Source organism: Streptomyces gardneri (genome assembly GCF_006539185.1).
GTDB lineage: Bacteria > Actinomycetota > Actinomycetes > Streptomycetales > Streptomycetaceae > Streptomyces > Streptomyces gardneri.
In genome coordinates this window covers 40467-67005 of the sequence record NZ_BJMN01000016.1, presented here as the reverse complement: position 1 = coordinate 67005, position 26539 = coordinate 40467, and the positions used below count along the sequence as shown (strand labels likewise).

At 69.5% G+C, this 26539-nt stretch carries 24 protein-coding genes and 3 pseudogenes; 8 read left to right on the top strand and 19 right to left on the bottom strand.

Going from position 1 to position 26539, the window contains the following annotated elements:
- A complete protein-coding gene (locus tag SGA01_RS14265) occupies nucleotides 1-279 on the bottom strand; it encodes a hypothetical protein (RefSeq protein ID WP_141296868.1) in 279 nt (92 codons plus the stop codon).
- A gap of 1031 nt (nucleotides 280-1310) precedes the next feature.
- Between SGA01_RS14265 and SGA01_RS42000 the strand changes: the two genes are divergently transcribed.
- Nucleotides 1311-1514 carry a hypothetical protein gene (locus SGA01_RS42000; protein ID WP_141296866.1) on the top strand — a complete coding sequence of 68 codons (204 nt, stop codon included), beginning with the start codon at nucleotides 1311-1313 and terminating at the stop codon, nucleotides 1512-1514.
- Nucleotides 1515-1763: 249 nt separating this feature from the next.
- Here the strand turns inward: SGA01_RS42000 and SGA01_RS41995 are convergent.
- Nucleotides 1764-1838 (bottom strand): annotated as a pseudogene (locus tag SGA01_RS41995) (hypothetical protein); the annotation flags it as partial.
- Between the two features lie 226 nt (nucleotides 1839-2064).
- Nucleotides 2065-3069, bottom strand: coding sequence for an MBL fold metallo-hydrolase (locus SGA01_RS14245; RefSeq protein WP_229918370.1), 1005 nt, complete (start codon nucleotides 3067-3069; stop codon nucleotides 2065-2067).
- A 1154-nt stretch (nucleotides 3070-4223) separates the two neighbouring features.
- On the opposite strand from SGA01_RS14245, the gene SGA01_RS14240 reads away from it, so the two are divergent.
- The 3 genes and pseudogenes from SGA01_RS14240 to SGA01_RS14230 all read left to right on the top strand — a co-directional run bounded on the left by SGA01_RS14240 (nucleotide 4224) and on the right by SGA01_RS14230 (nucleotide 6936).
- Nucleotides 4224-4859 (top strand): VOC family protein, encoded by a 636-nt coding sequence (locus tag SGA01_RS14240; protein ID WP_141296865.1) that lies wholly within the window; start codon nucleotides 4224-4226, stop codon nucleotides 4857-4859.
- A gap of 122 nt (nucleotides 4860-4981) precedes the next feature.
- A pseudogene (locus SGA01_RS41435) lies at nucleotides 4982-5101 on the top strand (IS5/IS1182 family transposase); the annotation flags it as partial.
- Between the two features lie 575 nt (nucleotides 5102-5676).
- Nucleotides 5677-6936 carry a DUF418 domain-containing protein gene (locus SGA01_RS14230; RefSeq protein WP_141296864.1) on the top strand — a complete coding sequence of 420 codons (1260 nt, stop codon included), beginning with the start codon at nucleotides 5677-5679 and terminating at the stop codon, nucleotides 6934-6936.
- 124 nt (nucleotides 6937-7060) lie between these two features.
- On the opposite strand, the pseudogene SGA01_RS42870 reads toward SGA01_RS14230, so the two are convergent.
- Nucleotides 7061-7198, bottom strand: a pseudogene (locus SGA01_RS42870) (purine permease); the annotation flags it as partial.
- A 982-nt stretch (nucleotides 7199-8180) separates the two neighbouring features.
- On the opposite strand from SGA01_RS42870, the gene SGA01_RS14220 reads away from it, so the two are divergent.
- A complete protein-coding gene (locus SGA01_RS14220) occupies nucleotides 8181-8846 on the top strand; it encodes an SDR family NAD(P)-dependent oxidoreductase (protein ID WP_167534094.1) in 666 nt (221 codons plus the stop codon).
- Between the two features lie 52 nt (nucleotides 8847-8898).
- Here SGA01_RS14220 and SGA01_RS14215 read toward each other — a convergent pair whose 3' ends face one another.
- The 8 genes from SGA01_RS14215 to SGA01_RS14180 form a co-directional block, all read right to left on the bottom strand.
- The gene (locus SGA01_RS14215) at nucleotides 8899-9498 is read right to left on the bottom strand and encodes an alpha/beta fold hydrolase (RefSeq protein ID WP_229918371.1); all 600 of its coding nucleotides are present in this window, start codon (nucleotides 9496-9498) and stop codon (nucleotides 8899-8901) included.
- A 50-nt stretch (nucleotides 9499-9548) separates the two neighbouring features.
- Nucleotides 9549-10367 carry a DUF1295 domain-containing protein gene (locus tag SGA01_RS14210; RefSeq protein WP_371866034.1) on the bottom strand — a complete coding sequence of 273 codons (819 nt, stop codon included), beginning with the start codon at nucleotides 10365-10367 and terminating at the stop codon, nucleotides 9549-9551.
- Nucleotides 10361-11710, bottom strand: coding sequence for a class I SAM-dependent methyltransferase (locus SGA01_RS14205; RefSeq protein ID WP_371866035.1), 1350 nt, complete (start codon nucleotides 11708-11710; stop codon nucleotides 10361-10363). Before SGA01_RS14205 ends, SGA01_RS14210 begins: the two co-directional genes overlap by 7 nt.
- On the bottom strand, nucleotides 11668-12420 hold the full coding sequence (locus tag SGA01_RS14200) for a DUF1365 domain-containing protein (RefSeq protein WP_218037832.1): 753 nt from the start codon (nucleotides 12418-12420) through the stop codon (nucleotides 11668-11670). Before SGA01_RS14200 ends, SGA01_RS14205 begins: the two co-directional genes overlap by 43 nt.
- A complete protein-coding gene (locus SGA01_RS14195) occupies nucleotides 12417-13673 on the bottom strand; it encodes an NAD(P)/FAD-dependent oxidoreductase (protein WP_141296859.1) in 1257 nt (418 codons plus the stop codon). The genes SGA01_RS14200 and SGA01_RS14195 overlap by 4 nt, the downstream gene beginning before the upstream one ends.
- A 952-nt stretch (nucleotides 13674-14625) precedes the next feature.
- Nucleotides 14626-14910: a GNAT family N-acetyltransferase gene (locus SGA01_RS41030; RefSeq protein WP_167534093.1), complete on the bottom strand. Its 285-nt coding sequence runs from the start codon at nucleotides 14908-14910 to the stop codon at nucleotides 14626-14628.
- A gap of 313 nt (nucleotides 14911-15223) precedes the next feature.
- Nucleotides 15224-15841 (bottom strand): hypothetical protein, encoded by a 618-nt coding sequence (locus tag SGA01_RS14185; RefSeq protein ID WP_141296857.1) that lies wholly within the window; start codon nucleotides 15839-15841, stop codon nucleotides 15224-15226.
- Nucleotides 15831-16466 carry a TetR/AcrR family transcriptional regulator gene (locus SGA01_RS14180; protein ID WP_141296856.1) on the bottom strand — a complete coding sequence of 212 codons (636 nt, stop codon included), beginning with the start codon at nucleotides 16464-16466 and terminating at the stop codon, nucleotides 15831-15833. Before SGA01_RS14180 ends, SGA01_RS14185 begins: the two co-directional genes overlap by 11 nt.
- Before the next feature lie 331 nt (nucleotides 16467-16797).
- Here SGA01_RS14180 and SGA01_RS14175 point away from each other — a divergent pair, with 331 nt between their 5' ends.
- Nucleotides 16798-18030, top strand: a complete 1233-nt coding sequence (locus SGA01_RS14175) for a PP2C family protein-serine/threonine phosphatase (RefSeq protein ID WP_141296855.1) — start codon at nucleotides 16798-16800, stop codon at nucleotides 18028-18030.
- Between the two features lie 668 nt (nucleotides 18031-18698).
- A complete protein-coding gene (locus SGA01_RS14170) occupies nucleotides 18699-18983 on the top strand; it encodes an antibiotic biosynthesis monooxygenase family protein (RefSeq protein ID WP_141296854.1) in 285 nt (94 codons plus the stop codon).
- A gap of 83 nt (nucleotides 18984-19066) precedes the next feature.
- On the opposite strand, the gene SGA01_RS41985 is transcribed toward SGA01_RS14170, so the two are convergent.
- The 7 genes from SGA01_RS41985 to istA all read right to left on the bottom strand — a co-directional run bounded on the left by SGA01_RS41985 (nucleotide 19067) and on the right by istA (nucleotide 24428).
- Nucleotides 19067-19189 (bottom strand): hypothetical protein, encoded by a 123-nt coding sequence (locus SGA01_RS41985; RefSeq protein ID WP_255325191.1) that lies wholly within the window; start codon nucleotides 19187-19189, stop codon nucleotides 19067-19069.
- Nucleotides 19190-19202: 13 nt separating this feature from the next.
- On the bottom strand, nucleotides 19203-19601 hold the full coding sequence (locus SGA01_RS42680; protein WP_308699054.1) for a tyrosine-type recombinase/integrase: 399 nt from the start codon (nucleotides 19599-19601) through the stop codon (nucleotides 19203-19205).
- A gap of 307 nt (nucleotides 19602-19908) precedes the next feature.
- On the bottom strand, nucleotides 19909-20202 hold the full coding sequence (locus tag SGA01_RS42675) for a hypothetical protein (RefSeq protein ID WP_308699053.1): 294 nt from the start codon (nucleotides 20200-20202) through the stop codon (nucleotides 19909-19911).
- 203 nt (nucleotides 20203-20405) lie between these two features.
- Nucleotides 20406-21020 (bottom strand): hypothetical protein, encoded by a 615-nt coding sequence (locus tag SGA01_RS14160; protein ID WP_141296853.1) that lies wholly within the window; start codon nucleotides 21018-21020, stop codon nucleotides 20406-20408.
- A 327-nt stretch (nucleotides 21021-21347) separates the two neighbouring features.
- A complete protein-coding gene (locus SGA01_RS14155) occupies nucleotides 21348-21857 on the bottom strand; it encodes a DUF1877 family protein (protein WP_141296852.1) in 510 nt (169 codons plus the stop codon).
- A gap of 55 nt (nucleotides 21858-21912) precedes the next feature.
- Complete coding sequence (gene istB, locus SGA01_RS14150; RefSeq protein ID WP_141296883.1) at nucleotides 21913-22659, bottom strand: IS21-like element helper ATPase IstB; 747 nt, start codon at nucleotides 22657-22659, stop codon at nucleotides 21913-21915.
- 92 nt (nucleotides 22660-22751) lie between these two features.
- Nucleotides 22752-24428, bottom strand: coding sequence for an IS21 family transposase (istA, locus tag SGA01_RS14145; protein WP_371866033.1), 1677 nt, complete (start codon nucleotides 24426-24428; stop codon nucleotides 22752-22754).
- A gap of 1396 nt (nucleotides 24429-25824) precedes the next feature.
- On the opposite strand from istA, the gene SGA01_RS14135 reads away from it, so the two are divergent.
- Nucleotides 25825-26406 (top strand): class I SAM-dependent methyltransferase, encoded by a 582-nt coding sequence (locus tag SGA01_RS14135; protein ID WP_141296851.1) that lies wholly within the window; start codon nucleotides 25825-25827, stop codon nucleotides 26404-26406.
- Nucleotides 26407-26539 lie beyond the last annotated feature (133 nt).

Sequence of the window (26539 nt, the reverse complement as noted above, 5' to 3'; positions counted from 1 at the left end):
TCAGTACCACGCTACGGTGCCGGGGAAGGCTCTGTTGGCCAGCCCGATGTCAGTGAAGATCAGCTCGCAGGGGTCGAAGAACCCGCCACTGTTGTCATTTCCGCCACCACCGCCGGACAGGATGCCCTTGGCGTACGCCGGTCCGCTGCCGTCGACGGTGTACACCGAGCCGCCGGAGTCCCCCTTGACGGTGCAGGATCCGGACGTCTTCCTGGCTACGACCATGTTCCTGGCGGTGGTTCCGTTGTCGTAATGGACGGTTGCCTGGGTCGCGGTCACCTGCCACCCACACACCTCGCCGGTCATCATGCCTCCCGTGCCCTGTCGACGAGGTAAAGCCAGGTCGCCCGAGTAGCAACTCTGGCCGGGGAGCTTCACGGAGCCGGAATTGTTGGCCCAGTTGTCCCGGCCGACGGGTCCGACGTAGTCGCTCCCGCTGGGGGTTCATGATGCCCCCGTTGGCGGTGGTGCAGTGACCCGGGGGCACCATGTGCCAGTTGCCGATGTACTTCCACGCGAAGCCCGCTGTGCACCACGTCTTGGAGGTGGTGGTCAGATACGACAAGATGCGCGCCCCGCCGTAGTAGGGCGACGTGTCCCACTGGCGGTCCGCCTGGGGTTCTGCCATTCCGGTACCGGACGTGAGGCTCACGGCGATGGTGTCGATGCCGTAGCGCTCACCCAAGGCCGCGACGAGTGCGGGGGCGGCCGTCCCGGACTCCACGACGACACTGTTCTCCGCCGCGTCCACGAACGCCATGCGCAGTCCGCTCACGCCGGGCAGCTCCGCCTCCGTCAGCTGAAGTACCTCGTCACGTACGGACTCCAGGGTGGTGACGCTGTGCTCCACCACCTCGGTGCGCCGTGCGACCTGCTCGGTGACGGTCGGCCCGTCAGGGGCGGGAGTGGTCTCCGTGGTGTCCTTGGGCATCTCGAACGACTCCACACCGGTGGTCTCCACGGACCCGTCGGCAGGAGGCGCCGGAGTCTCCGTTTCGCTCGAGGTGTCGTCGGGCTTGGTGCCCTCCTCCGTGTCCTCGACGGGCAGACCCGCTGCCTTCGTCCGCGGGGGCCTGCGTCACCTGGATCGGGGCAGTCGCCTCATCGGCGGAGGCCGACTCGACGACCGGAGCGACCAGTTCGCCCGTGGCCGAGTCGATGTAGGGCGGGGCGAAGGCGTCGCAAGCCTCGGCCGCGCGGGCTGCGGGCTGCGGGCTGCGGGCTGCGGGCTGCGGGCTGCGGGCTGCTCCAAGGCGTAGGCCTGAGCTGGCTCGGACTGCTGCCTGACGTCGCCCGGGCCACCATCGTCGATGACCTCGACGCGGTCGACGACCGCCGAGACGGGGTCGGCCTCGGGCGGAGCGTACGCGCCGTCGAAGCGGGCGCCGATCTGCAGGCCACCACTGCCGGACAGGGACGAGGTGTCCCACAGCAGCTTCGTCGCCGAGCCGCCGGTGAGCGGCGCCGTCACGGCCGGCGCGCCGGGGGCGCTGGTGTCGACGGTGAAGCAGTAGTGCGAGGTCGCCCCACCCGTGCCGCTGCCGTCGATGCCGCGTACGTGGAGGTACCAGGTGCCCTCGGTACGGGTCTTGGCGTACGAAGTGCCGGTCGTCTCGTTTGTGCTGTCGGGCACGGTGCCGCCACACCAGCATCAGAGACATCAACAGAGGCGACCAGGACATCGGCCAGCTGCGGTAGCAAGCTCGCCAGTCCGTGTCCTGGTCCGTGGACGGCAGGAGGAATGTGGTCTCCGACGGGTTCGTCCACCGGGCCAGGCGCTGCATCTCCTCGCTGGTCAGGCCGTCGCCGTTGAGTACGACCGCGACGGAATTACCCATGTAGGGCCTGGCGGAGAGAACGTCGGCCTGAACGAACGGACGGGCGGGAGCGTGGTGTGGTCATCGCGGTCCTTTCGCGAGTGGTGGCGAGCGGTACGGCCGGCTGGCCCGGCGGGTCGGCGCAGCCCTACGCCGGTCTCGTGTGCTGCCGGGAGGCAAGGGCGGCGGTACGCGAGACCGGCGGGTGCAGGCTGTCCCGTGGGGGCAGATGCGGACGGTCAGAGGGTCAGGCGATGGAGGGGGCGACGTATTCGAGGGCGTAGCCGTTGCCGTGGCGGGTCACGCGTCCCACTCCGGGTGAGTCGAGGTGCGCGCCGGCGACGAAGTGTCCGGGCCGGGTCAGCCGCTCGAGGAGGGCGTTGCGGGCGGCGCGGGCCTGGGCCTCGTCGCCGTCGAATCCCCAGGAGACGTTGGGCTCGGTGAACTGCAGCGAGGGAACATGAACGGTGTCGCCCCAGATCAGCAGGCGCCCGGTGCTGCTGGTGGCCTCGTAGACGGTATGGCCGTGCGTGTGGCCGGGAGTCGGAAGCGCCGTGACGTGCTTGTTGACTGCGACCTCGCCGGTGATGGGGACGGCGCGCTCGCGGACGGGGGCGAGCCGGCCGGCGAAGACTGAGGCGTCGCTCTCTCCGATCCACACCCGCTCAAGTGCGGGGAAGGACTCGGAGCCGTTCGGCGCGATGAGGCCGTTGACGTGGTCTCCGTGGTTGTGGGTGATCGCCACGTCCGTGATGGACGCGCGGTCGATCCCGGCTTCGTCCAGGGCATCCAGGAGCGAGCCCGTGGTGGAGCCCAAGGCGTTGGAGGCGCCGGTGTCGACGAGAACGGAGCCGGTCGGGCCGGTGACGAGGAAGGCGTTGACCGACAGGCGCAGGCTGCCGTCGACAAGCGGGACAGCGCCGGGCAGTTCGTCGAGGACGTCGCCCTTCTCGTCGCGCAGGAGGGTGGGCGACATGTCGACGTAGCCGTCACGCAGGGAGGTCACTTGAAGGTCACCGAACTCGAACGTCGTATGCAGGCGGCCGCGGGAGACGGGGCGCATGACATTTCCGTTGTACAAGGGCGGGGACGAGGTGGGGGCTTGGGTGCGGGGTGGGGTGCTGGACGGAGTGCGGGACGGGGTGCGGGGTGGGCTGTGGTCGGGCAGCGTCACAGCGGCGACCGCCGCAGCGGCCGCGGCGGCGGCGGCGCCCGCCATGGCCAATAAGCCGCGTCGTGAGGGTCCGTTCATGCATCCTCCTTCTGTCGCCCGTTGCCCGTGGTCGCCGACATGGGGTGGGGTGGTTCATCGCCTGGTGAAGGTGCTCGGCGTCCTGCGACGCGGCGGGCGGCCAGGTGTCGGCGTACACGTGAACGGGGCTCTGGCAAGAATCTCGTAGGCGGAGATCATCTCGGTGACACGGTCGGCCGGTCCGCGATGCGGGCAGCCTGTGGTTGCACTCTGTTGAACTGTTGAGTCTTTTAACGCAGTTCACTGATGTGCTCGTTGTCTCGGTTAATGTCCCTGATGCCGGTGTGGCGGTGCTCGCCCGTACGAGGTCCGGTGTCTTCCACAGGATGTACGGTATGCGGCCGACTCAGCGCGTGGTGCCGCAGCCGCTGTATACGGTGCCTCGCCGACGTCTCTGTTGGGGGTCGGCCGGATGCGTATCGACTTGTCCGAACGCCGTCTGTACTGCGCGCCGAGGATCTTGAACGTCACGCTCTCGCGGTGCACCGTCCTGTCCTAGCTGATGCAGATGCCACTCCGCCGCTGGAGACACCTCGGGTGTTGGGGGTGGACGACTTCGCGCTCTACGGCGACATCGACATCTACGGCACCCTCCTGCTCGACGCCACGGCCCCCGCGATCATGTCCACTCGCTCGCGCTATTCCGTTCTTCCTCCCCATTCCCACCAGACCCCTCACCCCAGGAGGCAATGCGATACGCCAGATCCCTCGCCACGCCTTTGGGGATGGTGACCACACCCAGAAGATCGTCATTCTCCCGGAGGATCGCCCAGCGCCCTGGTGACGCCGAACGATTGCGAGGTCGGCTGGAGCCGCAATCTCACTTCGCCTGTCGGGGCTGCGGTTTGCCGCAGCACTACGGCGGTCAGAGCTCGACGGCATCGGTCAATCTTGCTGGCACAGGACACGGGCAGCTGGCGTACGGCAGTGTTTCTGGAGGAACCCAAGGGGCGCGGGGGAGGGAAAGTTGACGGCCGTGCTGGGACGGCACCAGCTGCATCCTGCGGGTAACCCCGTTCCATCGCTGCCGCAGTCCTTACCTTGAGCAGGGACATGATGATGGATCCGCTCCACGGCCGAATCCACGGCGGACACGGCCGCGGCGGCAGGCGTGGCGTCGGGATTTGTGCGGGTTGTCGGGTGATGATGGCGCTGTGCGACTTGATCACGTGTCCTATGCAGTGGCCCGCGACAGCTTCGTCTCGACTGTCCAACGGATTGGATCGGCCCTTGGCGCCGGGTTCGTCGACGGGGGCGTGCACCCGCGGTTCGGCACCCGCAATTTCATTCTCCCGCTGAGCGGCGGCACCTACGTCGAGGTCGTCACCACACTCGACCACCCCGCCGCCGACCGCGCACCCTTCGGCCAGGCGGTCGCGCGCCGTGCCGCCGAGGGCGGCGGCTGGCTCGGTTGGGTGGTCTCCGTCGACGACATGGTCCCGGTCGAGGCCCGCCTCGGCCGCACCTCGACCGAGGGCCACCGTGTCCGCCCCGACGGGTTCGACCTGAAGTGGAAGCAGATCGGCCTGCTGGAACTGCTGGAGGACCCGCAACTGCCCTACTTCCTTGAGTGGTTGGTCCCCATCGAGGAGCGCCCGAGTGCCGACCCGCGCACCTCCACCACCATCCACGGGGTCTCCATCGCCGGCGACGCCGCTTCCATCGCCGAATTCCTCGGCGAACCGGCCGATCACCCCCTCGAGCAGATCGACGTCAACTGGGTCGAGGATGAGGAACCGGGCCTGATCTCGGTCGAGTTCGCCACCGCCCACGGCCCGGTCACTATCTGACCAGCGCCCGGCTGCCCCGCGGGAGCAGCCGGCTGGGGTCTCCTAGCTAGCGCGTGCCCCTTTGAGGGGTTGGTCAGTTGATCGGATGTGTCTGGTCTGCCTAATTAGTGATCACTGATGCGATGCGGGGCCGGATCGAGCCGCTGATGCCGGCCGATCCGGTGTGTGGACGGCAGTGGGCTGATCATCGCCGAACGCTCGAGGCCATCGCGTGGAACTACCGCACCAACTCGCCCTGGAAAAGTACATGCAGGCGATCGCGGCGCCGGCCGACGTCATGGCGAAGCTGTGCCGGTGTCTCGGAGTGGTCCGCTGCCTCCGCGGCGAGTACGAGGCAGCAACCGTACTGGGAGAGAGGACGCGGACGGAGACCCTGCGCGCAGCGAGCGAGACGCTCCTCTCGTACAGGCCCGGCTCTCGTCCGGCGGGCGCTCGCCGGTGTCCACCTCGGTGCTCGGCTCGCCCGGCCCCGACCGAGACCGCAACAGGCCTACGGGCACGGGGCCAGGCCGCAAGGTCGGGTCCGTTGCCGGCGTCAGGCCCTCGCTTCCGGCGCACGGATCTCGCTGGTGTTCACGTGGCGGCGCCAATGGTGAGGATCTCCTGGCGAGTTGACGGTGACGGTTGGCCTTGCCTGGCGGTGCGGGCAGAGTGGGAAGCCGAGCCTCTGGACCGAGCGGCGGCGGACGAGAGAGTGCGACCTCTGCGTTCACCCAACGGGATGACCGCCCCTGGCTCCCCCCTACATCGTTCGACCGAGAACGAGGTCGTCCGTGAACACGACGAGCTCCGAACCGCGAACCTCGAAAATGGGGGCATGACCGAGACACCGCTCACCGGCCCCTCGGCGCCCGCCGGCTTGCCTCGCACGAAACCCGCCACCTCTCCTGTGGCAGAAGCCGCCAAGAGCGGGGGCGTCGCCACCGAGGGCAGACTGGCACTGCTCGACGTCCTGCGCGGAGCCGCGATCCTCGGCACACTCATGACCAACGTCTGGATCTTCACCGGTCCTGGCTCCGAGTGGGGCGTTCTGCAATCGGGGGGCACCGGCGGAACCGGCTTCGGATCTCTTCCGGCCGCGACCGAAAGCGTCTTCCGGCTCCTCGCGGACGGCAAGTTCCTCTCGATGCTGACCATCCTCTTCGGCGTCGGCCTGGCCATCCAATACAACTCCGCCGCGAAGCGTGGACAGCCATGGCCCGGCCGCTACCGATGGCGGGCCCTTTTCCTGTTCGCCGAAGGCACCCTGCACTTCGTGCTCGTCTTCGCCTGGGACGTGCTGATGGGATACGCGGTCACCGCCCTGGTCGTGGCGCACGTCCTGACCCGATCCGAACGGACACAGCAACGTGTCATGTGGTGGGCGGCCGGACTGCACCTGGCCCTGATGGGTCTGCTGACCGTGGCACTGGCCGCCGCACCCGACGACGGGAAGGACAAGGGAACGGCGGATGCCGTGTCCCCGCAGGTCGTCGACCTCTACGCGGAGGGCAGCTACCTGGAGCAGATCTCCTTCCGGCTGGAGAACACGATCGCGCTGCGCGTCGAGCCGATCCTCTCCTTCGGCCTTCTCGTGTTCCTCTTCCTCCTCGGCGTACGGCTGCTGCGGGCGGGCGCGTTCGGCGCCGACGCCACCGGCCGGCGCATCCGGAGCCGGATGCTCGCCTGGGGCCTGGGACTCGGCATCCCGCTCACCGTGCTGACGGCCATCGGTGGCGAGGCCTACTTCCTGGTGAGTCGCTACTGCGCAGCGCCGCTGGTCGCCATCGGCTACATCGGTCTGATCGGTGCCGCACTGGATCGCGCGCGCCGCCCCGGACCCCTCACGATCGGCCTCGCCAACGTCGGCCGCACCGCCCTGTCGGGATACGTCCTCCAGAACGTGCTGTGCGTCGTCGCCTCGTACGGCATCGGACTCGGCCTCGCCGCGCGGCTTGGAGGCACGGCCCACCCGTGGTGGGTGATGGGACTATGGGCAGCGGTGTGCCTCGTGCTCATGGCAGGCTCCACCGTCTGGTTGCGCCACTTCTCCACAGGCCCCCTGGAGTCCGTACAGAAATGGGTCCTTCGACGCTGAGCCGGCAGCAAGGGCCGGCTCAGAACCGGCTCAGGTCTGACGTGCCCACGTGCGCTGGACAAGGCCTCGCCGAAGCTGCGATCCCCCATCCCCCAAGGCACCGTCGTCTCCTCCTTGGCGTCGCCGCCGGGGCCATCGCTGACCGCATCCTGCGGCTGACAGCGGTGCCGAGACCGTCCGCACGCAGGGTGGCGGCAAGCGACTTCTCGTCGGCCTTGCGGTCGACGATCTCCCCGAGTGCGAGGACGTCCGCCGTGGACTCGATGTTGGTGAGGCTTCCGTTGTCGTCAGCCGTACGGTTGATGGGAGCCGACCCGGCGTCGGGGGCCGTGGTGGACTCGGGACCTCTGGGGCTCGTACATGGTCTGGCTTCTCCTGGGGTCTGCTCCTGGCCGGCCCGGACCGGCATCACGGGTGCCTTGGCGTACGGTGACGCCCGGACGCACGGGTGCTCCGGTCCGGGACGGCCTGAGGGCGATTGGATGCGAAGGTCACAGAACTGCGGCAGGGAACTGCGTGTACGACGCCGTGATGATCAAGCAGGGTGAAGCGGGCGAGTGCACGGGGCGCCGGGTTCGGTGCGTGCGGGCCTCCGAACCGCTGGGGCACGTCACAGATTCGACGCGAGCGGGCGTGCGGTGACGGTCGGTCCGGGATCGTTTCCGGGGTGCTGGTGGCCGTGCTGCTCGATTGCCTGCTCAACCACCTCGGCAGGGGGACCGAGGCCGACGAGGACCGGATACCGACCGGAATGGAGCCGACCGACGGTCCGCCTCCGCTTCCCCGTGAGCGCTCCGGGCAACAGTCCTCCGCCTGGTCGGCGTTCACCCCGCGAAACACATCCGGACCACAGGCCACACCGTGCGCCGGCCAGCGGGTCGAGCCGTACGCCACGCCTCACGCCGACCCGTACTCCGCACCGCACGCCGGGCCGTCACCGGAGGTCACCTTCGGGGCTCCCCCAGCGCCCCGCGGCTACCTCACGGTGGATCCGGACGCCGGACGCGCCACCCTCGATCCCCGCCAGGACGAAACCCCGCCCTCCTCACGCGCCTGGTGAAGCAGCGGGGCTCATGCCGACGGCTCACCCCATCCGGCCACGGCCCCTCGCCCTCTTCGCGCTGCCGTCGTCGTGACCTCGCGCCCGGCGGAGTCGCGGCGCCCGCGTGGTGGGTGGTGGCGCATCCGGGAACAGCCGAACCAGCGAAGGAGAGATGGCAGCCCCCACGCGAAGGAGCATGACCATGGATGTCGTCGAAGCCGGGGTCCTCGTGGTCGGCGCCACCGGTGCCATCGGCGGACAGACCGCCGGACAGTTGGCCGAGAGCGGCGCCGCGACCGCTCTGGCCGGCCGAAACCGTGACCGGCTCAAGGAACGCGCTTCGGCGCTCGGCGGGAGCCCCTGGCGGACCTTCGAGGCGCACGACCTGGACAGCTGCGCCCAGCTGGCCCCGTGGGCCAAGGCAACGCTCGGTGGGCTCGACGTGCTGGTGGTGGCCATCGGCGTAGCCGGCTTCGGATCCGCCGTCGAGGTGCCGGACACGTCGGCCGAGCACCTGTTCACCGTGAACGCCCTGGCACCGATGGCTGTCGTCAGGGGATCCCTGGGGGTGCTGTCCCCGGGGGGCGTCGTGGCCGTGGTCACGGGCGAGATCGTGGACCGCCCCGCACGGGGCATGGCCGACTACGCAGCGGCGAAAGCGGCTCTCGCCACCTGGCTCGGTGTGGCCGGGCGCGAGGCCCGTCGTGATCGCCTCGAAGTCATGGACGTTCGGATGCCGCATCTGGACACCGCTTTCGCCGCTCACCCGGCAGTGGGTACCGCCCCGGCGCTGCGCCCTGGCTCGGACCCGGTGGAGGCCGTACACGAGCACATTGTCCTCCCGATCCTCCACGCGCTGGGCCGCTGAATCGGCAGGGCCGACGTCAGACCGGCCCCCGTTCGCCGGGTCACCCGGCCTGTTACGGGGTGACCAGCAGTGCGACGACGAGTTCCGTGGTGCGGCGCTGCCAGTCGGCGGCACCGCGGAGCATCGCGTGCCCTCCGCGCCGCATGACGATCCCCTCGGCGTGCGCGCCGACCGCGCCTGCGCGGCGGACGAACTCCCAGGTCTCCCGCGCGGAGGTGACCCGGTCGGCCTCGTCATGCAGGAGGTGGATCCGGCACCCGACGAGATGCTCGACGGGCTCCCCCGGCGGGCACCAAGGGGCCAGGCCGACCACGCCCCGGACCACCGGGTGACCCGCCGCGCGCAGCGCGGCCCGGGCGCCCATCGAATGTCCGACGAGGGCGACCGGGACGTCCCCCGCGGTCCGCAACACCACCGCGAGGGCGGCCTCGGCGTCCCGGGCCGCGTCGGCGCGTACCCCGTTCCAGCCCCGGTGGCGGTACCGGACCATCGCGACGAGTACGTCCCGCTCGGCGAGCGCACGCCTGAGGTCGGCCGCGAACGGGCGTATGCGCAGCGCGGGCATGTTGACCAGCGGCGGCGGCCCCAGGCCCTCGGAGCGCCCGCCGTGCAGGAGGAGTACGGCCGCGGTGGGGACGGCGGGGGCAACCACAGCGTCCAGGATGCCTCTGTCACCCCGGCGGACACCCCGGGCCGGGGACGTCACCGGGGGTCCGTCCGGCTCGTCACGCGACGCGGCGGACGCGGGAAGAAGCCACTCGTCCGGGCCTCGTAGGCCGACCAGCCGGGGCGGTCGGCCATGTGGGCGTCCAACAGCCGCTTACCGCTCCCGAAGATGAGGAGTCCGCTCATCACCAGGGGCGATACGAGGGTGAGTGCCGCGGTGGGCCAACTCGCGCACGCGGTCAGGTACAGGCCCCACCAGACCAGGAAGTCGCCGAAGTAATTGGGGTGCCGGGTCCAGCTCCAGAGCCCCTGGTCCATGACGCGTCCACGGTGGGCGGGATCGGCCTTGAAGCGGGCCAGCTGGTGGTCGCCCACGGCCTCGAAGGTCACGCCCACGGCCCACAGCACCAGGCCGGTGACCAGAAGAACGTCCACTCCCTCGGGAAGGTACGCGGCGGCCTGGACGGGGAGGGAGACGAGCCAGACCAGGACGCCTTGGAGGAGGTAGACCTTGCGCAGGGCGTAGAGGGCCGGGCTGCCCGGGGCGCGGGCGAGCATCCGTGCGTAACGGGGGTCCTCGCCGTGGCCGCGTCCCCTGCGGGCGATGTGGACCGCGAGCCGCAGGCCCCACAGGCAGGTCGCCAGTGTGACGGCGAGGCGCCGGGCGTCGTCCCCGTATCCGGTGGAGAGCGCCCAGGTGACGAGCGCGACGGTGGTGAAGGCGAGGCCCCAGGCGACGTCGACGATCCGGTGGACCCCCTTCACCAGGGCCACGGCGAAGGTGACCAGCATGACCGCGAGGGCCGCGCCGGCCGAGGCGGCCAGGTTGACGGCGAAGGCGGATCCGTTCACCACGAGGCCTCCGTGTCCTGGCCGGTGGCGACCAGCCGCAGCTGCCGCACATCGAGGTAGTACGAACGGAACCCGGCCTCCGAGTAGGCGAGATACAGCTCCCACATCCGGCGGAAGGTCCGGTCGAAGCCGAGTGCGTCGACCGCGTCCGGCTGCTTGACGAAGCGTTCGCGCCACAGGCGGAGCGTTTCGGCGTAGTGGTCGGCGAATCCGGTGTCGTGGGTGATGTCCAGGCCGGCGGCGGCACTCTCGCGGGCGATGGCGTCCAGTGAGGGGATGAGGCCACCGGGGAAGACGTACTTGCTGATCCACGTATGCGTCCGGGCGGTGGCGAGCATCCGGTCGTGCGGCATCGTGATGGCCTGGACGGCCACGCTGCCGCCGGGGGCGAGGAGTCGTCGCAGGGCGGTGAAGTACGCGGGCCAGAACTCGGCGCCGACCGCCTCGATCATCTCGACGCTGACGACGGCGTCGAACCGGCCCTCGACCTCACGGTAGTCGCGCAGTTCGACCGTCACCCGCCCGGCCACCCCCGCGTCGTCGATCCGGCGCAGCGCGAGGTCGCGCTGCTCCTCGGAGAGCGTGATGGTCAGGACGTGGGCGCCGCGTGTCGCGGCCCTGACCGCGAGTTCGCCCCAGCCGGTGCCGATCTCCAGGAGCCGTGTTCCTGGGCCGACGCCCGCGAGGTCGAGCAACCGGTCGATCTTGCCGTGCTGCGCCGCAGCCAGCGCGTCCGGTGTCGCGGGGAGGGTGTCGAACACGGCCGAGGAGTACGTCAGGCTCGGATCCAGGAAGAGCGCGAACAGCTCGTTCGACAGGTCGTAGTGCCGGTGGATGTTGTCGCGCGCGCCTTCGACGGTGCTGCGGTCCCGGAGCGGCCGGCGGTGTGCCCAGAGCCCGCGGAGCCGGCGCAGCGGCGCCGGTACCAGGTCGTCGACGTGGGCGGCGAGCACGGTGAGCAGGCCGACGAGGTCGTCGCTGTCCCATTCGCCGGCCATGTAGGACTCGCCGAAACCGATGAGGCCGTCGGCGCCGATCCGCCGGTGGAAGGCCGCCGGGTCGTGCAGGGTCAGGGTCGGCTCGCCGTCCTGGGGGGTGCAGGGCCGGGGAACGCGCCCGTGCCCGTCACCGTGGCGTATCCGCAACGGCAAGCGGGCCAGTGCGCGTTCGACGAGACGTCGGGCGATGGCTGTGCGCAGGGCGGAGGCGCGTGGAAGGAGCGCGACGTCGGGCCAGCGCTTCAGATCGACGGATGGGCGGCGCCCGGTCGCGCCGACGGGTGCGTCCGGCGAGATGGAAAGAGTCACAGCATGCCTTGTCGGGTGGGCGGAGCAGGGCGCGGACAGACGGGAAGTCCCTTGAGGTACAGCCGGATTCCGTGCCAGCGGATGCTGACGCTGACGGCCGCGGTGGACCAGGGGTGGCGGAGCGCGGCGGTCAGCAGACCGCGTGCGTCGGCAGGGTGGTACCGGCCCCGGACGGTGGCGGTGAGCGGCCGGCTCCCGTCCCCGAGCCGCACTTGGACGGTGAGATCGACGTGCTCCCCGGGGAGCGGCAACCGCATCCGGTAGGAGCCCTCGACGTCGAAGAACGGTGAGACGTAGAAGTCCTTGGCGACGTCGGCGCGTCCGCCGGCGTCGGGCCGCAGCAGGTAGCAGTGCCGCCCGCCGTACGTGTTGTGCACCTCGGCCACGACGCAGACGGGGCGGCCGGCCTTGTCGTGACACCAGTACAGCGTGAGCGGGTTGAAGACGTGGTTGAGGACGCGGGCGTGGGCCAGCATCAGAACCCGGCCGTCGGCATCCCGTACGCCGCGGGACGCCAGGTAGGCATCGAGGCCGGCACGGATGGTGGGAGCCCGGCCACCGAAGTGGTCGCGGGCGTCGAAGCGGGCGAGGGGTCGGAGGAGACGTGGCAGCGACGGCAGGGCATCGAGGTCGACGAGCCAGAGGTAGGTGCGCCGGCGCAGCGAATGGCGTACCGGGTGCACGCGTGTGTGCGCGACCTCGCAGGTGTACAGCGCGGGGACCGGAGGGACAGTGCCGGCGGACGTCACCAGTTCACCCCCAGGGCCCGGGCGGCCGCGACACCGGAGCGGCAGCCGTCCTCGTGGAAGCCCCAGCCGTGGTAGGCGCCGGCGAAGGCTGTGACGGACGTGGCGAGGCCGGGGAGTTCGCGCTGGGCGGCGACCGAACGGGGGGTGTAGACGGGATGCTCGTACACCATCCGGGCGAGCACGGTGCTCTCGTCGACGCGCCCGTCGGGGTTGAGGGTCACGAGGTGCGGCTCGGGCGCCGCGAGGCGCTGGAGCCTGGTCATGTCGTAGCTCACCTGGACGGCCCCGGGGCGTGCCGTGCAGGACGGGAGCCAGTAGTTCCAGGAGGCCCGCGCGTGGGGTGAGCGCGGCAGGACGGTGGCGTCCCGGTGCAGCACGGCGGGGTTACGGGAATAGGTGAACGCTCCGAGGACGCGACGCTCTTCGGGCGTGGCGTCCACGAGCATCCGCAGGGCCTGGTCGGGATGGACGGCCACGACGACGGCCGCGTGCACCTCGGAGTGGCCGTCCTCGGTGGTCACGCGCGCGTGGGCGGGTCCGCGCTCGATCGTCCGCACGGGCATGGCGGGGCGGACGGAGGCGAGGCGCTTGGCCACCTTGTCGACGTAGGCCGACGAGCCCCCGGTCACGGTCTTCCACCGGGGCGAACCGGTGACCGAGAGCAGCCCGTGGTGGTCGAGGAAGCGGAAGAGGTAGACCGCCGGGTACCGCAGTGCGGTGTCCGGGGCGCAGGACCAGACGGCGGAGACGAGCGGGACGGCGAAGTGGCCGACGAAGTACGGGGAGAATCCGCCGTGTCGCAGGAACGCACCGAGAGTCCGGGTGTCGTCCCCGGAGGCGAGCAGCCGTCGCGCGGCCCGATGGAAGCGGGGTACGTCGGCGAGCATCCGCAGATGGCGGGGGCGGCGCAGGTTCCCGCCGCCGAGCAGCCCGCGGGAGCCGCGAGCGCCCGCGTACTCGAGGCCACAGCCGTCGCATCGCACGGACATGCTCATCTCGGAGTCCTGGGTGGCTACCCCGAGCTCACGGAAAAGCCTCAGAAGGTACGGGTAGGTGCGCTCGTTGTGGACGATGAAGCCGGTGTCCACGCGCACGGTGCCACCCGCTCCGGTCGGGAGTTCATGGGTGTGCGCGTGGCCCCCGAGCCGGGAGTCCGCCTCGTACAGGACCACGTCGTAGTCCCGCGAAAGCACGTGCCCGGCGGTCAGGCCCGCCACTCCCGACCCGACCACCGCGATGCTGCGCCGGTTCATTCCTGCCCCCCTCGTGTACGTCGGTTTCCGCATTCCGATCGCGCGAGCCGCCTGCTGTACCGATTCGGTGCCGTCGGCCCTGCGGATGGGTGCGTGGCCCACGGGCGCACCGGCGCCCCTGGGCGTGGTCGCTTCGGACCGCCCAGTGGAGGGCCGGTCGTCCGACGTGCGGCCTGCCGAACCGGGAGCGAGGTGGCCGCGCATCCGCTGGGAGCCCGCGCCGGGCATGGCCCATCGCCCTGCCGAGAGGCACCCCCCGAGCCAACTGATTGCGGCAGCCGACGACCACCTGCGTGAAGGACGCCACCGTCGCGGAGGAGCGGGCTGGGGCGGCATGCGCTGAACGCTGCGATCATGACGACTCCTCTTGCCCGTCCCGCGGGCCGCAAGGCGAGGGCTCCCGGTCCCGCGAGGGGCGGTCCACCGACCGGGCGAGTCCGCCCGGCCTGCTCAGCGTCCGGCGAACGGGCGTCGCGAATCAAGACGCATCGTTTGTGCATCGATCGAGGCTCGTCCCGCGGACCCGGTAGCGGTTGACCGTGTCGCCCTCGGCTTCCAGGATCCGATCGATCCTGCGGATGTCTCCGTACCGGGTCCGACAGAGATCCCGGTCGAGTTCCGCCAGGTCTCCGTATCTCTCGAACCGGCTGACCACAGCCTCGTGGAACGTGATGTACAGGCAGCGGGAGACGTCCTCTCACCGGGTGAGTTCACCGGTGTCCAGCGACAGTTGCCTCGGGAGTTCCGAGCGCCGGGCCGCGGGCGGTCCGCCGAGCAGAGTGTCCTACGCGCCGCCGAGCATGACTTCGAGGGCACCCGTGTCCGCCGCGTGGCCGAGAACGTCGTACGCCTCTTCCATCTGTCCCTGCTCGAGCGGCTGAGCGGCTTGGCGCGTGAGCGGCTTGGCGTGTGGCAGGGATTCGGGACGGCGGCGACGGGGAGTGTTGCCCAGTCAGGTGAGGCCCGGTCTCGCCATCGCCGTGACGGTCAGCGGGCCCAGTACCGTCCGCTGCAGCTCTGTGAAGCCGAAGCGGCGGTAGAGGGGCACGTTCGCGGGATCGGCCGTGGTCAGGAAGAAGCCCGCCGGGGCAGTTGTGGCCGCCAGTATGTGATCAAGGAGGAACCGTCCGGCGCCGCGTCCCATGTTGTCGGGGCGTACCCCGATGAACTCCAGGGTCCATGCGCCTGCCGGAGTCAGGGCTTCGGCCTGGTGCAGATAGCGCAAGGTCTTCCCCAAGGCAGAGGGCCCGCACCGCAGGCCCGTCCGCACCGCCCAGGCCGCTCGGGCCGGAACTCCCGGCGCCGCGCCTGGCGGTGTGAGAACCGCCGCGGCGATCGGCCGGGCGTCCGACCTGCTCGTGACTGCGTACCGGAGGGCACCGGGAAGTGTCGCGTGGGTCCGCAGAGTGCTGTCGAACCAGTGGGTCCTCAGAGTCCGCGACGCACCGCAGATCCAGGAGACGGCTGGTTCCTGCTGGAAGGCCGCGGCCAGGGTGCGGGCGCAGGTGGCGGGACCCGGGTTCGCATCGATCCTCCACTGCGAGGCGGTCTCAGACACGGCGTCTGCGCTCCAGCGGCGCTTCCGGGACAAGATGACAGACGAGTAGTTTCAGGAAGAACAGCGGCGCGAACCACCCCAGTCCGTAAGGCACTTCGAGCCAGAACAGATTGACCAGAACCGCGGTCATGAGAGCGATCACCGAGACGGGGCGCTTGAGGTGCAGCGGCGTGAACTCCACGACGGCCGCTCCTGTGAGCAGCAGTGCGACGTTGCCCAGCGTCCAGCGCCAGTCACCGGACAAGGTGATCAGTCCCACGGCCAGGAGATGGAGCACGTGCGCGGAGACGAACAGGAGTCGTGACCGCCTGGCGCGTGGGGCGGGGCGGTGGTACCAGCGTTTCGCGGCGTTCGTCGCGTTGGTGAGCACTCCGCCGATGAGATCCAGTCCCACCAGCGCCACCACCGCGCACTGCGGTCCCGACCACTCGTGCCAGGCCCCGGAGGCACGTATCCCGGCGAAGAGGAGCAGAGCGCATACGGCCAGGCCTGCGGCCTCCACCGCCGCCTCGGAACGCGACTTGCCCGGCCCCATGAACCGTTCCACGCGGCCCGCGAATCCCGGCGGGGTCTCGGGTATGTCCCAGACGACCTCGAGGTCAGTGCGCATCGGCGTTCCCGTCGTCGAAGAATGATCCGGTCTGGCTCCACAATCCGCGGAGAAGGCGCCAGAGTTGTGCTCCCTCGGCATCGCGCGGGCCCGTGGACGCCGGTGACTCCTTCATGCGGGCGACCGCCCAGGTGTCGGCGGCTCTGACGACCGCCGCGGTCACGGTCACCAGGAGCTCGTGGTCCACGTCCGCGCGGATCACGCCCAGCCTCTGCCCGTCCGAGACCAGATCGTCGAACCACGCCAGCCACGGTCCGCCCTCACCGCGCGCGTGCCCGATGGCCGCGTCGGCGAGGGCGAGGTCCTCCGGGTGGCCTTGCAGATGTGCCGCGAGCGCGGAGGCACCGGCGTCGAGGCGGGACCAGAACTCCGCCTCGTCGCCGGCCGCGACCCAGGGGCCCAGCGCGCCGAGCAGCCGGCCCAGTACGCCGTCGAGCACGGCGGAGAGCAGGTCCTCGCGCCCGTCGAAGTAGTGGTACGCGGCGGTCTTCGAGAACCCCGCCGCTTCGATGATCTTGTTGTACGAGGCGGCTTCGGTGCCGTGTTCGGCGAAGTGGCTGCGTGCGATGGCCAGGATCAGTTCCTGGCGTTCGGCGGGAAGTCGATCGAACCGAGGGAGAGGCATGAACTTATGGTACGCACTTGTGGTGTGTACCGGTAGTACACACCACAAGTTTTCCTGTGGCGCAGATTCGTCGAGGAGGATGCGCGAGGGAGGGCGGGTCCGCGAGACCTCATCGCGCGCGCATGACACGGAGCAGGACGACGGCGGAGCCCCGCGAGCCTGCCACCGTGACGCTCCCACCGACCGCCTGGACCGCCCCAACGCCCGGCCTCCGCAGGACCGAACGGGTGACGGCCCGAGTCCGCGGATCTCCGGACTTGGGCCGCTACGGCGCATTGCCTTCTATCGTGGAACTGCACACGGTGGGGTCGGAGTCGAGGCAGGCAACGGAATGAACGAACAGCAGCACGTCGACTACGCAGCCGTGTTCCAGGCCATGCCCGGCATGGTCGCCCTGCTCACACCCGACCTGGTGTACGTCGACGTCAACGAGGACTTCGCACGGCTCGCCGGGCGCCCCCGCGCGCAGCTGGTCGGCCGCTACATCTTCGACGCGTTCCCGGAGAACCCCAACGACCCCGCCGCCGCAGGAATGCGGGAGACCGAGGCGTCGATGCTTCGAGTGGTCGCCACCGGCGAGCGCGACACCATGGCTCTGCTCCGCTACGACATCGAGGATTCCCGGCGGCCGGGCCACTGGCAGGAGCACTTCTGGAGCCCCGTCAACGCACCCGTGCCGGGCCCCGACGGACAGGTGGAGATGATCGTGCACCGGGTGGAGGAGATCACCCCGCTCATCCACGCCCGCGGCGGCCTGGAAGGCACCACCCAGGCGGCAAGGCTGGAAGCCGAGCTGTACACGCGCTCCCGCGAGCTGCAGGAAGTCAACGAGCGCCTGCGCAAGGCACACGCCCGGGAGCGGAAGGTGGCACTGGCCCTCCAGGCGGCGATGCTGCCCTCCCCCAGCCCCGTCGGCCACCATCGGGCGGCCGTGCGCTACCGCCCCGCGGTAGGCGGCCTGAACGTGTGCGGCGACTGGTACGACCTGGTCGGACTCCCCGGCGACCGTATGGCAGTGGCCGTGGGAGACGTCGTGGGCCACGGCCTCAGCGCGGCCTGCGTCATGGGGCAACTGCGCAGCGCGCTGAGCGCGGCCGCGCTCGTCGCCGACGGCCCGGCCCAGGCGCTCGACGCCCTCGGGCTCTACGCCCGCTCCGTCGAGGGCGCCGAGTCGTCCACCGCGGCAACCACCTTCATCGACTGGAGCAACCACACCCTGACCTACAGCAGCGCCGGCCACCCTCCGCCCGCACTACTCACCCCCGGCGGCGACGTGATCTTCCTCGACCGGGCGACCGACCCGCCGCTCGGCGCCCGTCCGGACCACGTCCCCCGCCCCCAGGCAACCACTTCCTTCGAGGAAGGCGCGACGCTGGTGATGTACACCGACGGCCTGATCGAGCGCCGCACGGAGGACATCGACGCCGGACTCGCGCGCCTCGCCGACTCCCTCAGCCGGCGCGGGCGAGAGGACCCCGAGACCCTGGCCGACAGCCTCCTGTCGGACCTCCTGAACACCGACGGGAACACCGACGACACGGCGCTCGTCGTCCTCCGCCTGTGAGTCGCCCGACCGACCGAACCCACCGACCGAACCGCCCGACGGGCCACCCGGCCCGTCTCTGCTCCGGCGTCTCAAGACGGACGACGATCCCTCACACCGGGCACAGACCGTCGCGGAACTCCGGGCGGAGCTCGACAGGGTGACCCTCAGGCACGCGGCCAAGCCTTTCACCGCCGCGCACGTTCACTTCGCCCTGGACATCGTCGAATCGATCAACCCCGTGCCGGAGCATCGGCACATGGCGCCGGGGTACCCGATCCAGACAGCCCTGACCGAAGAGGAGCTGGGAGGTGGTCCTCCCTTCCCGCCGGCAACCGCCTGCAGGCCGCCAAGAGGATTCAAGGTGCCTCCCGGCTTGACGCGGCCCCGCCGCAACCTCCTCGGCCACCGCGCCAAGGCGCCGCTCGACTGCAGGATTCCCTAGAGGAGCCTGCCAGACGAGTGGTTCACCCTGCTGCTGCGCTGCGATGATGAAGCTCTTTGGAATTGGATCTGACCGGACTTCCGTGAAGTTCCGGTTCGCCCAGCCCCCGGCCACAGCAGATGCCCGGGTTGGCCCACTGGTGCGTCTATCCAGGTCACCTCCGGACGTCACCCGAGCGAGAGACGCTCGGTGGGGGTATGTCGTTTCACGCAAGGTGACCCTGTGATCCAGGAGGAGATCAGCTATGTACGCGGTGATTCGGCGCTACGAAGGAGTGACGGACTCTGCCGAGGCAGGGCGTCGAGTGGACGAGGGATTCGTGCCTCTCCTCCGTCGGGTCCCCGGCTTCGTGGCTTACTACTGGGTGGACGCCGGGAACGGAGTGATGGTCTCTACCAGCGTCTTTGAAGACCGATCCGGGGCCGAAGAGTCGATCAAGCAGGCGGCCGACTTCGTCAGGGACAATCTCGCGCCGCTGCTCCCCAACGGTCCTCAGGTCACAGCCGGCCCGGTTGTGGCTGCTGGGTAGCGATCTGCGAAGTGGGTCGCCGGATCCCCACCACCTCCACTCCGACGATCCGGCCCTTCACGGAGATCCGGTCAGAGCCGTTTTCAGATATCCGCATCAACCCGACGGCTGAGGAACCTCGGCAGCGGCCAGATCGCCTCCGCCAGCGCAGGCGTCTCGGCGTCGTGGCGGCGGACCCGGTTCGTCGTCGGGCCCTTGAGCCGCATGCTGTTTCCGACCTTACTGCCCGGCACCGAACACCGCCTCGATGTCGTCTGCGGCGTACTGGGTCGGCCACGACACCGGCTGAACCGGCCGGGCGTAGTGGGCCCCGAGCTTGTCCAGCAGGTCGTCCAGGCCGACGGCCGTGTAGAGCTCGGTGGTGCTGATATGGGTGTGGCGCAAGATCGTCTGTACTTCGCGCAGCTTCAGCTCCGGATCGCGGGCCATCCGCTTCGCGGCCGTGTGCCGCAGGTCGTGCAGGGTCCAGTTCGACCCGAGGGCCTCGCAGGCCCGCTGGAAGATGCGGCGGGCCGCCCAGTAGGTCAGCGGGCGGGGCTCGCCCCGGCGGGTCCGCCAGACCGGCATTCCCTCCAGCGGCAGTCCGTCCTCCTCCAGGTAGGCGGCCAGATAGGCCAACCCCTCCGGGGACGTCGGGAACTCATCTGCGCGAACAGCTCGTCCCACTGACCATCGGGGACGGACCGCGGGTGCCGGACGGGAACCTTCGGCCGCAGCCAGGCCCGCCGGTGCTGCTGGCGGACCTCCAGCGGCGACCGGTGGGCCAGTGCCGCGCGGCGAGCTGCGCTCGCCGGGACCGGGTTGATCAACGATCCGCGGCCGAAGGGCTGGTGGAAGGCGTAGAAGCCGTGGACCACCGTCAGGTTGTGGGCGATCGTCGACGGCGCGTATCCGGCCCGCAGGGTGCGCTTGCCCGTCTTCGGGTTCACGGACCCGGCCGGGTGACTGCCGAGGCGTCGCCGTTGACGCTGAGAGTTGTGGGCATGCCGCAGCCAGCCCACAAGTACGGCGGTCTCGGCCTCGGTGACCTGTTCCAGCCCACGTCCAGGGCCCAGAGCACACGGTGCCAGCGCAGCAGGTCGTAGCCGTAGCTCCGGCAGGTCGCCGTACTGGCGTCGCCGAGCATCCGGTCCCGCAGGTAGACGCTGACCGGCTCGATCTCACGGCCGGCGGCGTCCACCACCAGCCACGGCAGCGACGGCGTCGTACCCGCGACCACAGCCCCGACCCGGGGCAGCCGTACCCGCCCGTCAATCAGATCTCGATGAAGCGAAGGAGTCTCATGCACGATCACATGATCAGAACTCACGGCCCCCGGGCCGAACGGACACCTGAGTTAGTGCAGTTAACAGACCAGCACCCCGGTGGATTACCCACAGGGTCCCTGACTCGGCGTGCCGTCGTCCCCGGCGCCGACCGGGTTCAGTTCACGGGCATACCGATGCCAGGAAGCCACAACCGGCCGTGGTCGTTGACCGTCACTTCCCAGGCCACGAGCTCGTCCGGGCAGACCGACCCACGGCCGCGGACGTCGGCGACCAGCAGCCGAGCCGCCGACCGCGCCGCCGCAGGGTCCTCGTCCGCGAACTCCGCGCGCCACCAGCCCCCCTCGCACACCTGCCAGCCCCGCTCCCGCATGGCCTCCTCCAGACCCGGCGCATCCGCCGTGGTCCGGTGGTCCACCATCAGCGACAGCCGGCCCCGGTCCTGGCTATAGCCCACCCGCAGGTGCCGCGGCCAGTCCCGCGCGCACCCGACGACGAACGACGCCCAGTCCCCCGGCACCTGTACCGGCAGCTGCTCCATCCACGAGTCCAGAAGCAGTTCGAGCGACGACTCCAGATGCTCCCAGGACGCGGCCGTGTGATGACCGTCCCAGCGGAAAGCCGGCCAAGACCGCTCCGGCCCCCGGTGCAGCAGCCACAGGTAAGGAAGCGCATCGAAGCCGTGCGGCTGCTCCGCCCGCCAGCCGACCGAACCCGACTCCACGACGGAGTACTCGCGCCCGTGCAGGTCCGATGCCGTGTGCACCGACATGGTGGCACCCTGCGGGCCTGATTTCATCGGTTCGTATGAGTGCCACTGCTCCGGTGTCAATGGGAGCCAGGAGTAGGCCGTTCGTGGCGGCGATGCACTCGACCCGGGGCGGTGTTCTCCGGCGAGATTCGGAGCCACCGATCGGGTGACCGGCAGGGTTGGGCGGAGTGTCCAAGGGAGCTAGCGAGAGGCTGTTGGTAGCTTGTCGGTGCGGGCCCGGGTCGCCTCCCTGACAAGTCGCGGCCAGGGCCTCGCCCTCGTCGTGGTGTCGACGTACTCCGAGAATGTCTCAATGGGGTACGGGCGAACGCGTCCAGTGACCAGTCGCTACGGCCCATAAACGCGCGTGACCATGAGGTGCCCCTCTTGAGCAGCCAGCGCGTAGAAGTACTGGAGATCCTCCAGCTTCTGCCGGACCTCGCTGATCACAAAATCAGGCAGGGTTGAGAGCTGCTCACACGTCGAGACGATCGAGTCGATAGACAGGTCACGGAGGAAATGTGCGGCTTCGGCAACTTCCTGACGTGTAAGTACTGTGATCAGCTCACCCGGTTCGCCGACCTCTCCCAGCATGTCACCCCCCAGGACCACCAAGCTCCCCACTCCTTGGGCGGGAATGGGGACCCCGGAGATCGCGACGCTCACGAGATCCCACAACTCCCCGATCTCGCAAAAGTTGCTGAAATTAGTCTCTTCTCCCCAGTCCTCCTCGCCCTGAGCTTCCTCAAAGCGGCTCTCAAGGAAATCTATCCCGCGAATGAATTCGTCCTCAGTCAGACGCCATTTGGTCACCGACATACCCATCGAAACTTCCTCCCTCTCCGCTATGAAAACCATGGCCGAAGACTAACGAGTCCTCGGCACAGTCAGGGAGTAGGGGTCCGGGGTCGCGTCAGTCCTGGTGGGGGAAGAGAGATTCCTGGGTTGCCTGGAGGCGGTAGGACTCGGTGCCGGTCTGGATCAGCGTGCAGCGGAAGGTGATCCGGTCGGCGATGGCCGCGCAGAGGCGGGCGTCACCGAAGGTCTTGTCCCACTCCGTGAAGGGCGAGTTCGTGGCGACCGCGGTGGCTTTGCGTTCCTCGCGCTCGGTGAAGATCTGGAAGAGTAGTTTCGCGCCCTTGCGGTCCAGGTTGAGGTAGCCGAACTCGTCCAGACACAGGAGATCGATCTTGCTGTAGCGGGCGATGACCGAGGACAGGCGGCGGGCCGCGTCGGCCTCGGCGAGCTCGTTCACCAATGCGCTGGTGGTGGTGTAGCGGACCGACAGGCCGGCCTCGGCGATTGCCGTGCCGATCCCGATCAGCAGGTGGGACTTGCCTGTGCCGGAGTCGCCGATCAGCACCAGCGGGCGGCCCTCACGGACCCAGGTCGGGGACTTGAGGTCCGCGACGACCTCCGGGGTGACGTTCGGGTTCTTCGCGAAATCGAAGTCCTCCAGCCGCTTCGGCCTGGGGAAACGGGCCAGCCGCAGCAGTCGCTGCTGACGGCGTAGATCGCGGTCGGCGAGCTCGACCTGCAGCAGGTCAAGCAGGAACTGCTTGTAGGTGGCTTGCTCGCGCCGGGCGGTGGTCGCCAGGTCGATGAACCGCTCGCGGAACGCCGGCAGGCGAAGCTCTCTGCCCGCCTCGTCGATGAGCATGTCCTCGGGGTCGCCGGGCAGCGACAGCCTGCGCGCAGGGACCTTGTCGGTCTCCGGCTCCTCGTCCTGGTCGGTGACGGTGACGGTCGGGCTCATGCGCCGTGGCCTTTCTGGGTCTGGCTGGTGCGGCTGGGAAGCGGGCTCAGTAGCCGGTCGCACTTGCTCATGTCGGGCAGTGCCTGGCGTGGGTCGGGCGGCAGGCGGCGCGCGTGCAGGGAGATCACCTGTGCCCCGTCCTGACCGGGCGACGCCGCCGCGCTGTCCGCGGTTGTCTCACCGGGGCTAGCCAGGAGCTCGGCGTCGTCCGCGTCGGTGCCCTCCATCGCCTTGCGGGCCTCGATCGCGACCAGGTCCGTGGAGACCGACCCGATCCGCAGGCAGGTCTCCATCGCGGCGACCAGTGCCTCGCCGGGCAGCTGACGGTGCAACAGCAGCACCTCGATCAGCATCCGGGTGCCCTCGCGGTCCCCGGCCTTCTTCTTGGCCGCCGCCCAGAACGCCTCGTGGACCTTGGTGAAGCCGCCCTCCGCGCGGGCCTGCGCGAGCGCGGAGGCCCCGGCGAACGCACCGGGCTTGACCAGCAGGATCTCCAGGTAGTGGTCCAGCAGGTCGTGATAGGTGTAGCGGCGCGTCAGCCGCGGGTGGCGGGCGACGACCTTACGTCCGTCGAACACCCACAACTCGTTCGCCCGCAGCTTGACCCGGACCTTCGTGCCGATGAACTTCGCCGGCACCGAGTAGTAGCACTGCCTCACCGTGATCCGGGAGTTCCGCGCGACCGTCGGCGTCAGGTCGATCCCGCAGTCGTAACCGTCCGCCGGCAGCGGCCGCAGCTTCTCCCGCTCGGCCTCGAAGTCGAACCCGATTGATGTCGGGCGGCCGTGGATGTGCCGGGCGTCCTCCGCGACGTCGATCGCGGCCAGCCGCTCGTTCAGCTCCGCCAACGAATCCACCTGCGGTGGAGGAACCAGGTGCTTGCGGCGGAACCGGCCGCCTTCATGCTCCACCCCGCCCTTCTCGTGGGCGCCGTCCTCACCAGGCGCGCAGTAGAACGCCGAGAACTGATACCAGGACTTGAACGATGCCCACCTGGCCGATTCCAACCGCGAGCGTCCGAACAGCACCTGTTTGACCGCGGGCTTGAGGTTGTCGTACCGGATGTGGACCGACGGCACCCCGCCCAGCACCGTGAACGCCTCGACGTGCCCCTCAAGAAACGCTTCCTGGGACGCGGTCGCGTAGACCCGGTGCACCGCTTTGCCCGAATACGAAAGCCGTAGCGTGAACAGCACGCATTTGCGCCGCTGCCCGGCCAGGTCCAGCCAGAAGTCCGCGAAGTCGACCTCAGCCTCCTCGCCCGGCCGCTTCGCCTGCGGGACCATGCCCTCCAGATGACGGCGGCCCTCCAGGGCCTCCGCCCGGATCTGAGGGCGCCGCTTGGCGACGTAGTCGTAGACCGTCGTCAGCCCGGCCATCTCGAAGTCGTGCTCCGCCGCCAGACGCTCCATGATCCGCGGGATCGTGTGCTTCTGCTTCGCCGGCGCCTCCAGGTCCTCGCGCAGCATCGCGTCGATGAAGCCTTTCACTGGCTCCAGCACGCTCGGCCGCGGCGGCGGCGACTTCCGTTTCGGCGGCACCGGCGACTCCAACGCCTTCCGCACCGTGTTCCGCGACACCTTGAAGCGCACGGCAAGTTCCCGCCCCGACAGCCCCTGCTCGCGATGAACCCGGCGGATCTTTTCGAACAGCCACTCACGTGACCTGTGCACCAGCGGTCTCCCTGACCTGGACCGTGATCAACAGGCACAGCGTGACGGCCAACCAGCGCAACCCTGCTCAATTACTCCGAAAGCGGCATGTTCCACACCATCACACCAACTGGCTCCCGATCTCGCCGGAGATCCACCGGCTCCCGAACGGGCCGGAGTCGTGGCTCTACTTCACCCCGATAAAAACACTGCGGGCCCCCGGCCAGCAGCACCACATGCGAGCCGGTGTGCCAGCGCACGCTGGGACCGGCGGCCGAACCCCCGTACAGCGTGGGCTCCCCGATCTCAGCCACCACCGCTGCATACACCGGCCGCACCGCCTCCCGCCGGACCACACGGCCGGAGCCGGGCGGGTACGCGGCGACGAGCACGGCCGGCGCGTCCACGTACGTCTCAGGACGATCGCGCAGGGCGCGTGCGTGAACAGCGGCTCCTGCGGGACCGGGAAGCAAGGGAGGCATGCCGATGACCATGACGCCATCGTGCCAGGACGTCACGCCCGACCGGAAAACGGCCCCACAAAACAGCTGATCACAGCGGCGTTTGGCCCGGACGGCGAGAACGGGCCCTGCCACACCTTCTGTGAAGTGCCACGATGAGTGATCGACGGATCTCGGTGGCGCCGTGTGTCCCTGCGTCAGGCGCCGGCCCGCTTCGCGCGAGCGGTCGGTGTGTCATTCAGGGTGCCTCCATAGGCGCGCGCCTGGATGCAGCTCAGACCCGAGCTCGTCGCAGTCATCCACCAGCCTTGCCAGGGAACATACGGGCGCCATCGACGACGCCGACCTCGCCAACGTTCTGGCCGAGCTCCGTGCCTCGCCCCCCGAAGCAGATCTTCCGGCCGTACGGGAAGCCGCCTTCGGACGGGATCCAGACAGCACCTCGGTGGATTACCCACCGGGGTCTCTCACCTGGCACGTCCTTCTCTTGCTCCGATTCCGCCTCAGGGCGGAGCGGATCGGGACCTGACATCCGTAACAGGATCCGCTCGGGTGCTCGGCGTTCAACAACTCGCATGTCGCCCGTGGCCCCTTGCGGAAGGCACTTATGACGTCACCCGGGCGACGATGCCGCCCCGCGGATCGTCCGTCCCGGCCCGGCCACCGTTCAACGGCAGAGGCCTTTCCTCCGATCAGGTGCGGGCCCTGGCATGCGTTCCCGGCAGCTCTGGCGTCTCGTTGCCCTGCCCGCGCCGTCGGTCAGCCCTGCAGAGACGAAGCGGTGCAGGCCGGGGGTCCTGAGGCCCAACGACCGCACGCGGGCCTGCCAGACGTCCGAACCTGCCCTCTTTCCAGGCCGGGACGGTCAGGGTGACGCTGGAGCACCCGTACCGGCGCACGGCAAGGACTGAGGCGACCGGCGACTCGACCTCGGTCAAGACCTTGAAAGGATCACGGTGAGCGACAGGAACACGGCCGACTACTGGAATCCGGTCTACGACGACGGCCGCGACTGGAAACAGGTCTGCGACGCGGAGATCACGATGTTCACCCACTTCGCCGATCCCCAGCCCGGTCAGAAAGCCCTGGACATCGGATGCGGCACTGGCCAGCTCGGCCGCTGCCTCCACTCTCTGGGCTACGACGTGACCGGCGTAGAAGTCTCAGCCGCGGCCCTCCTCAAGGCCCGCGCCCGTTCCTACACGATGGGCCCACGCTGGGTGCGGCACGACATCCAGACTGGCCCCCCGCCCGGTATCACCGCAGCAAGCATGGACGTCGTCTCCTTCCGTCTGTCATTCCAGTTCCTCGACAGAAAGCAACAAATTCTCGAAATGGCCAGGTCGCTGCTGCGGCCAGGCGGCCTGGTCTACCTCGTACTCCCCGTCCTGGAACGCGAAAGCCTCCCCGACGGCCGCCGCTCCAGCGCACTTCCCACCGCCGAAATCTCCCGCCTCTGCCAAGGCTGGCACGTCGACAAGTGGGACCTGGGATGGCTCGACCACCTCATCCTGCGCAAACCACCATCACATCGGTGAACGACGCTGATGCAGGGGGTTGGCACTGAGCGCGGTTTCGGCTGTAGGCCGTGACGTGCGCGACCAATGAAGCGAGCCCCACTGCTGCACCGAGCTGCTCCGTGATGCGTCTGCGGATCTCCATCGATCGGTA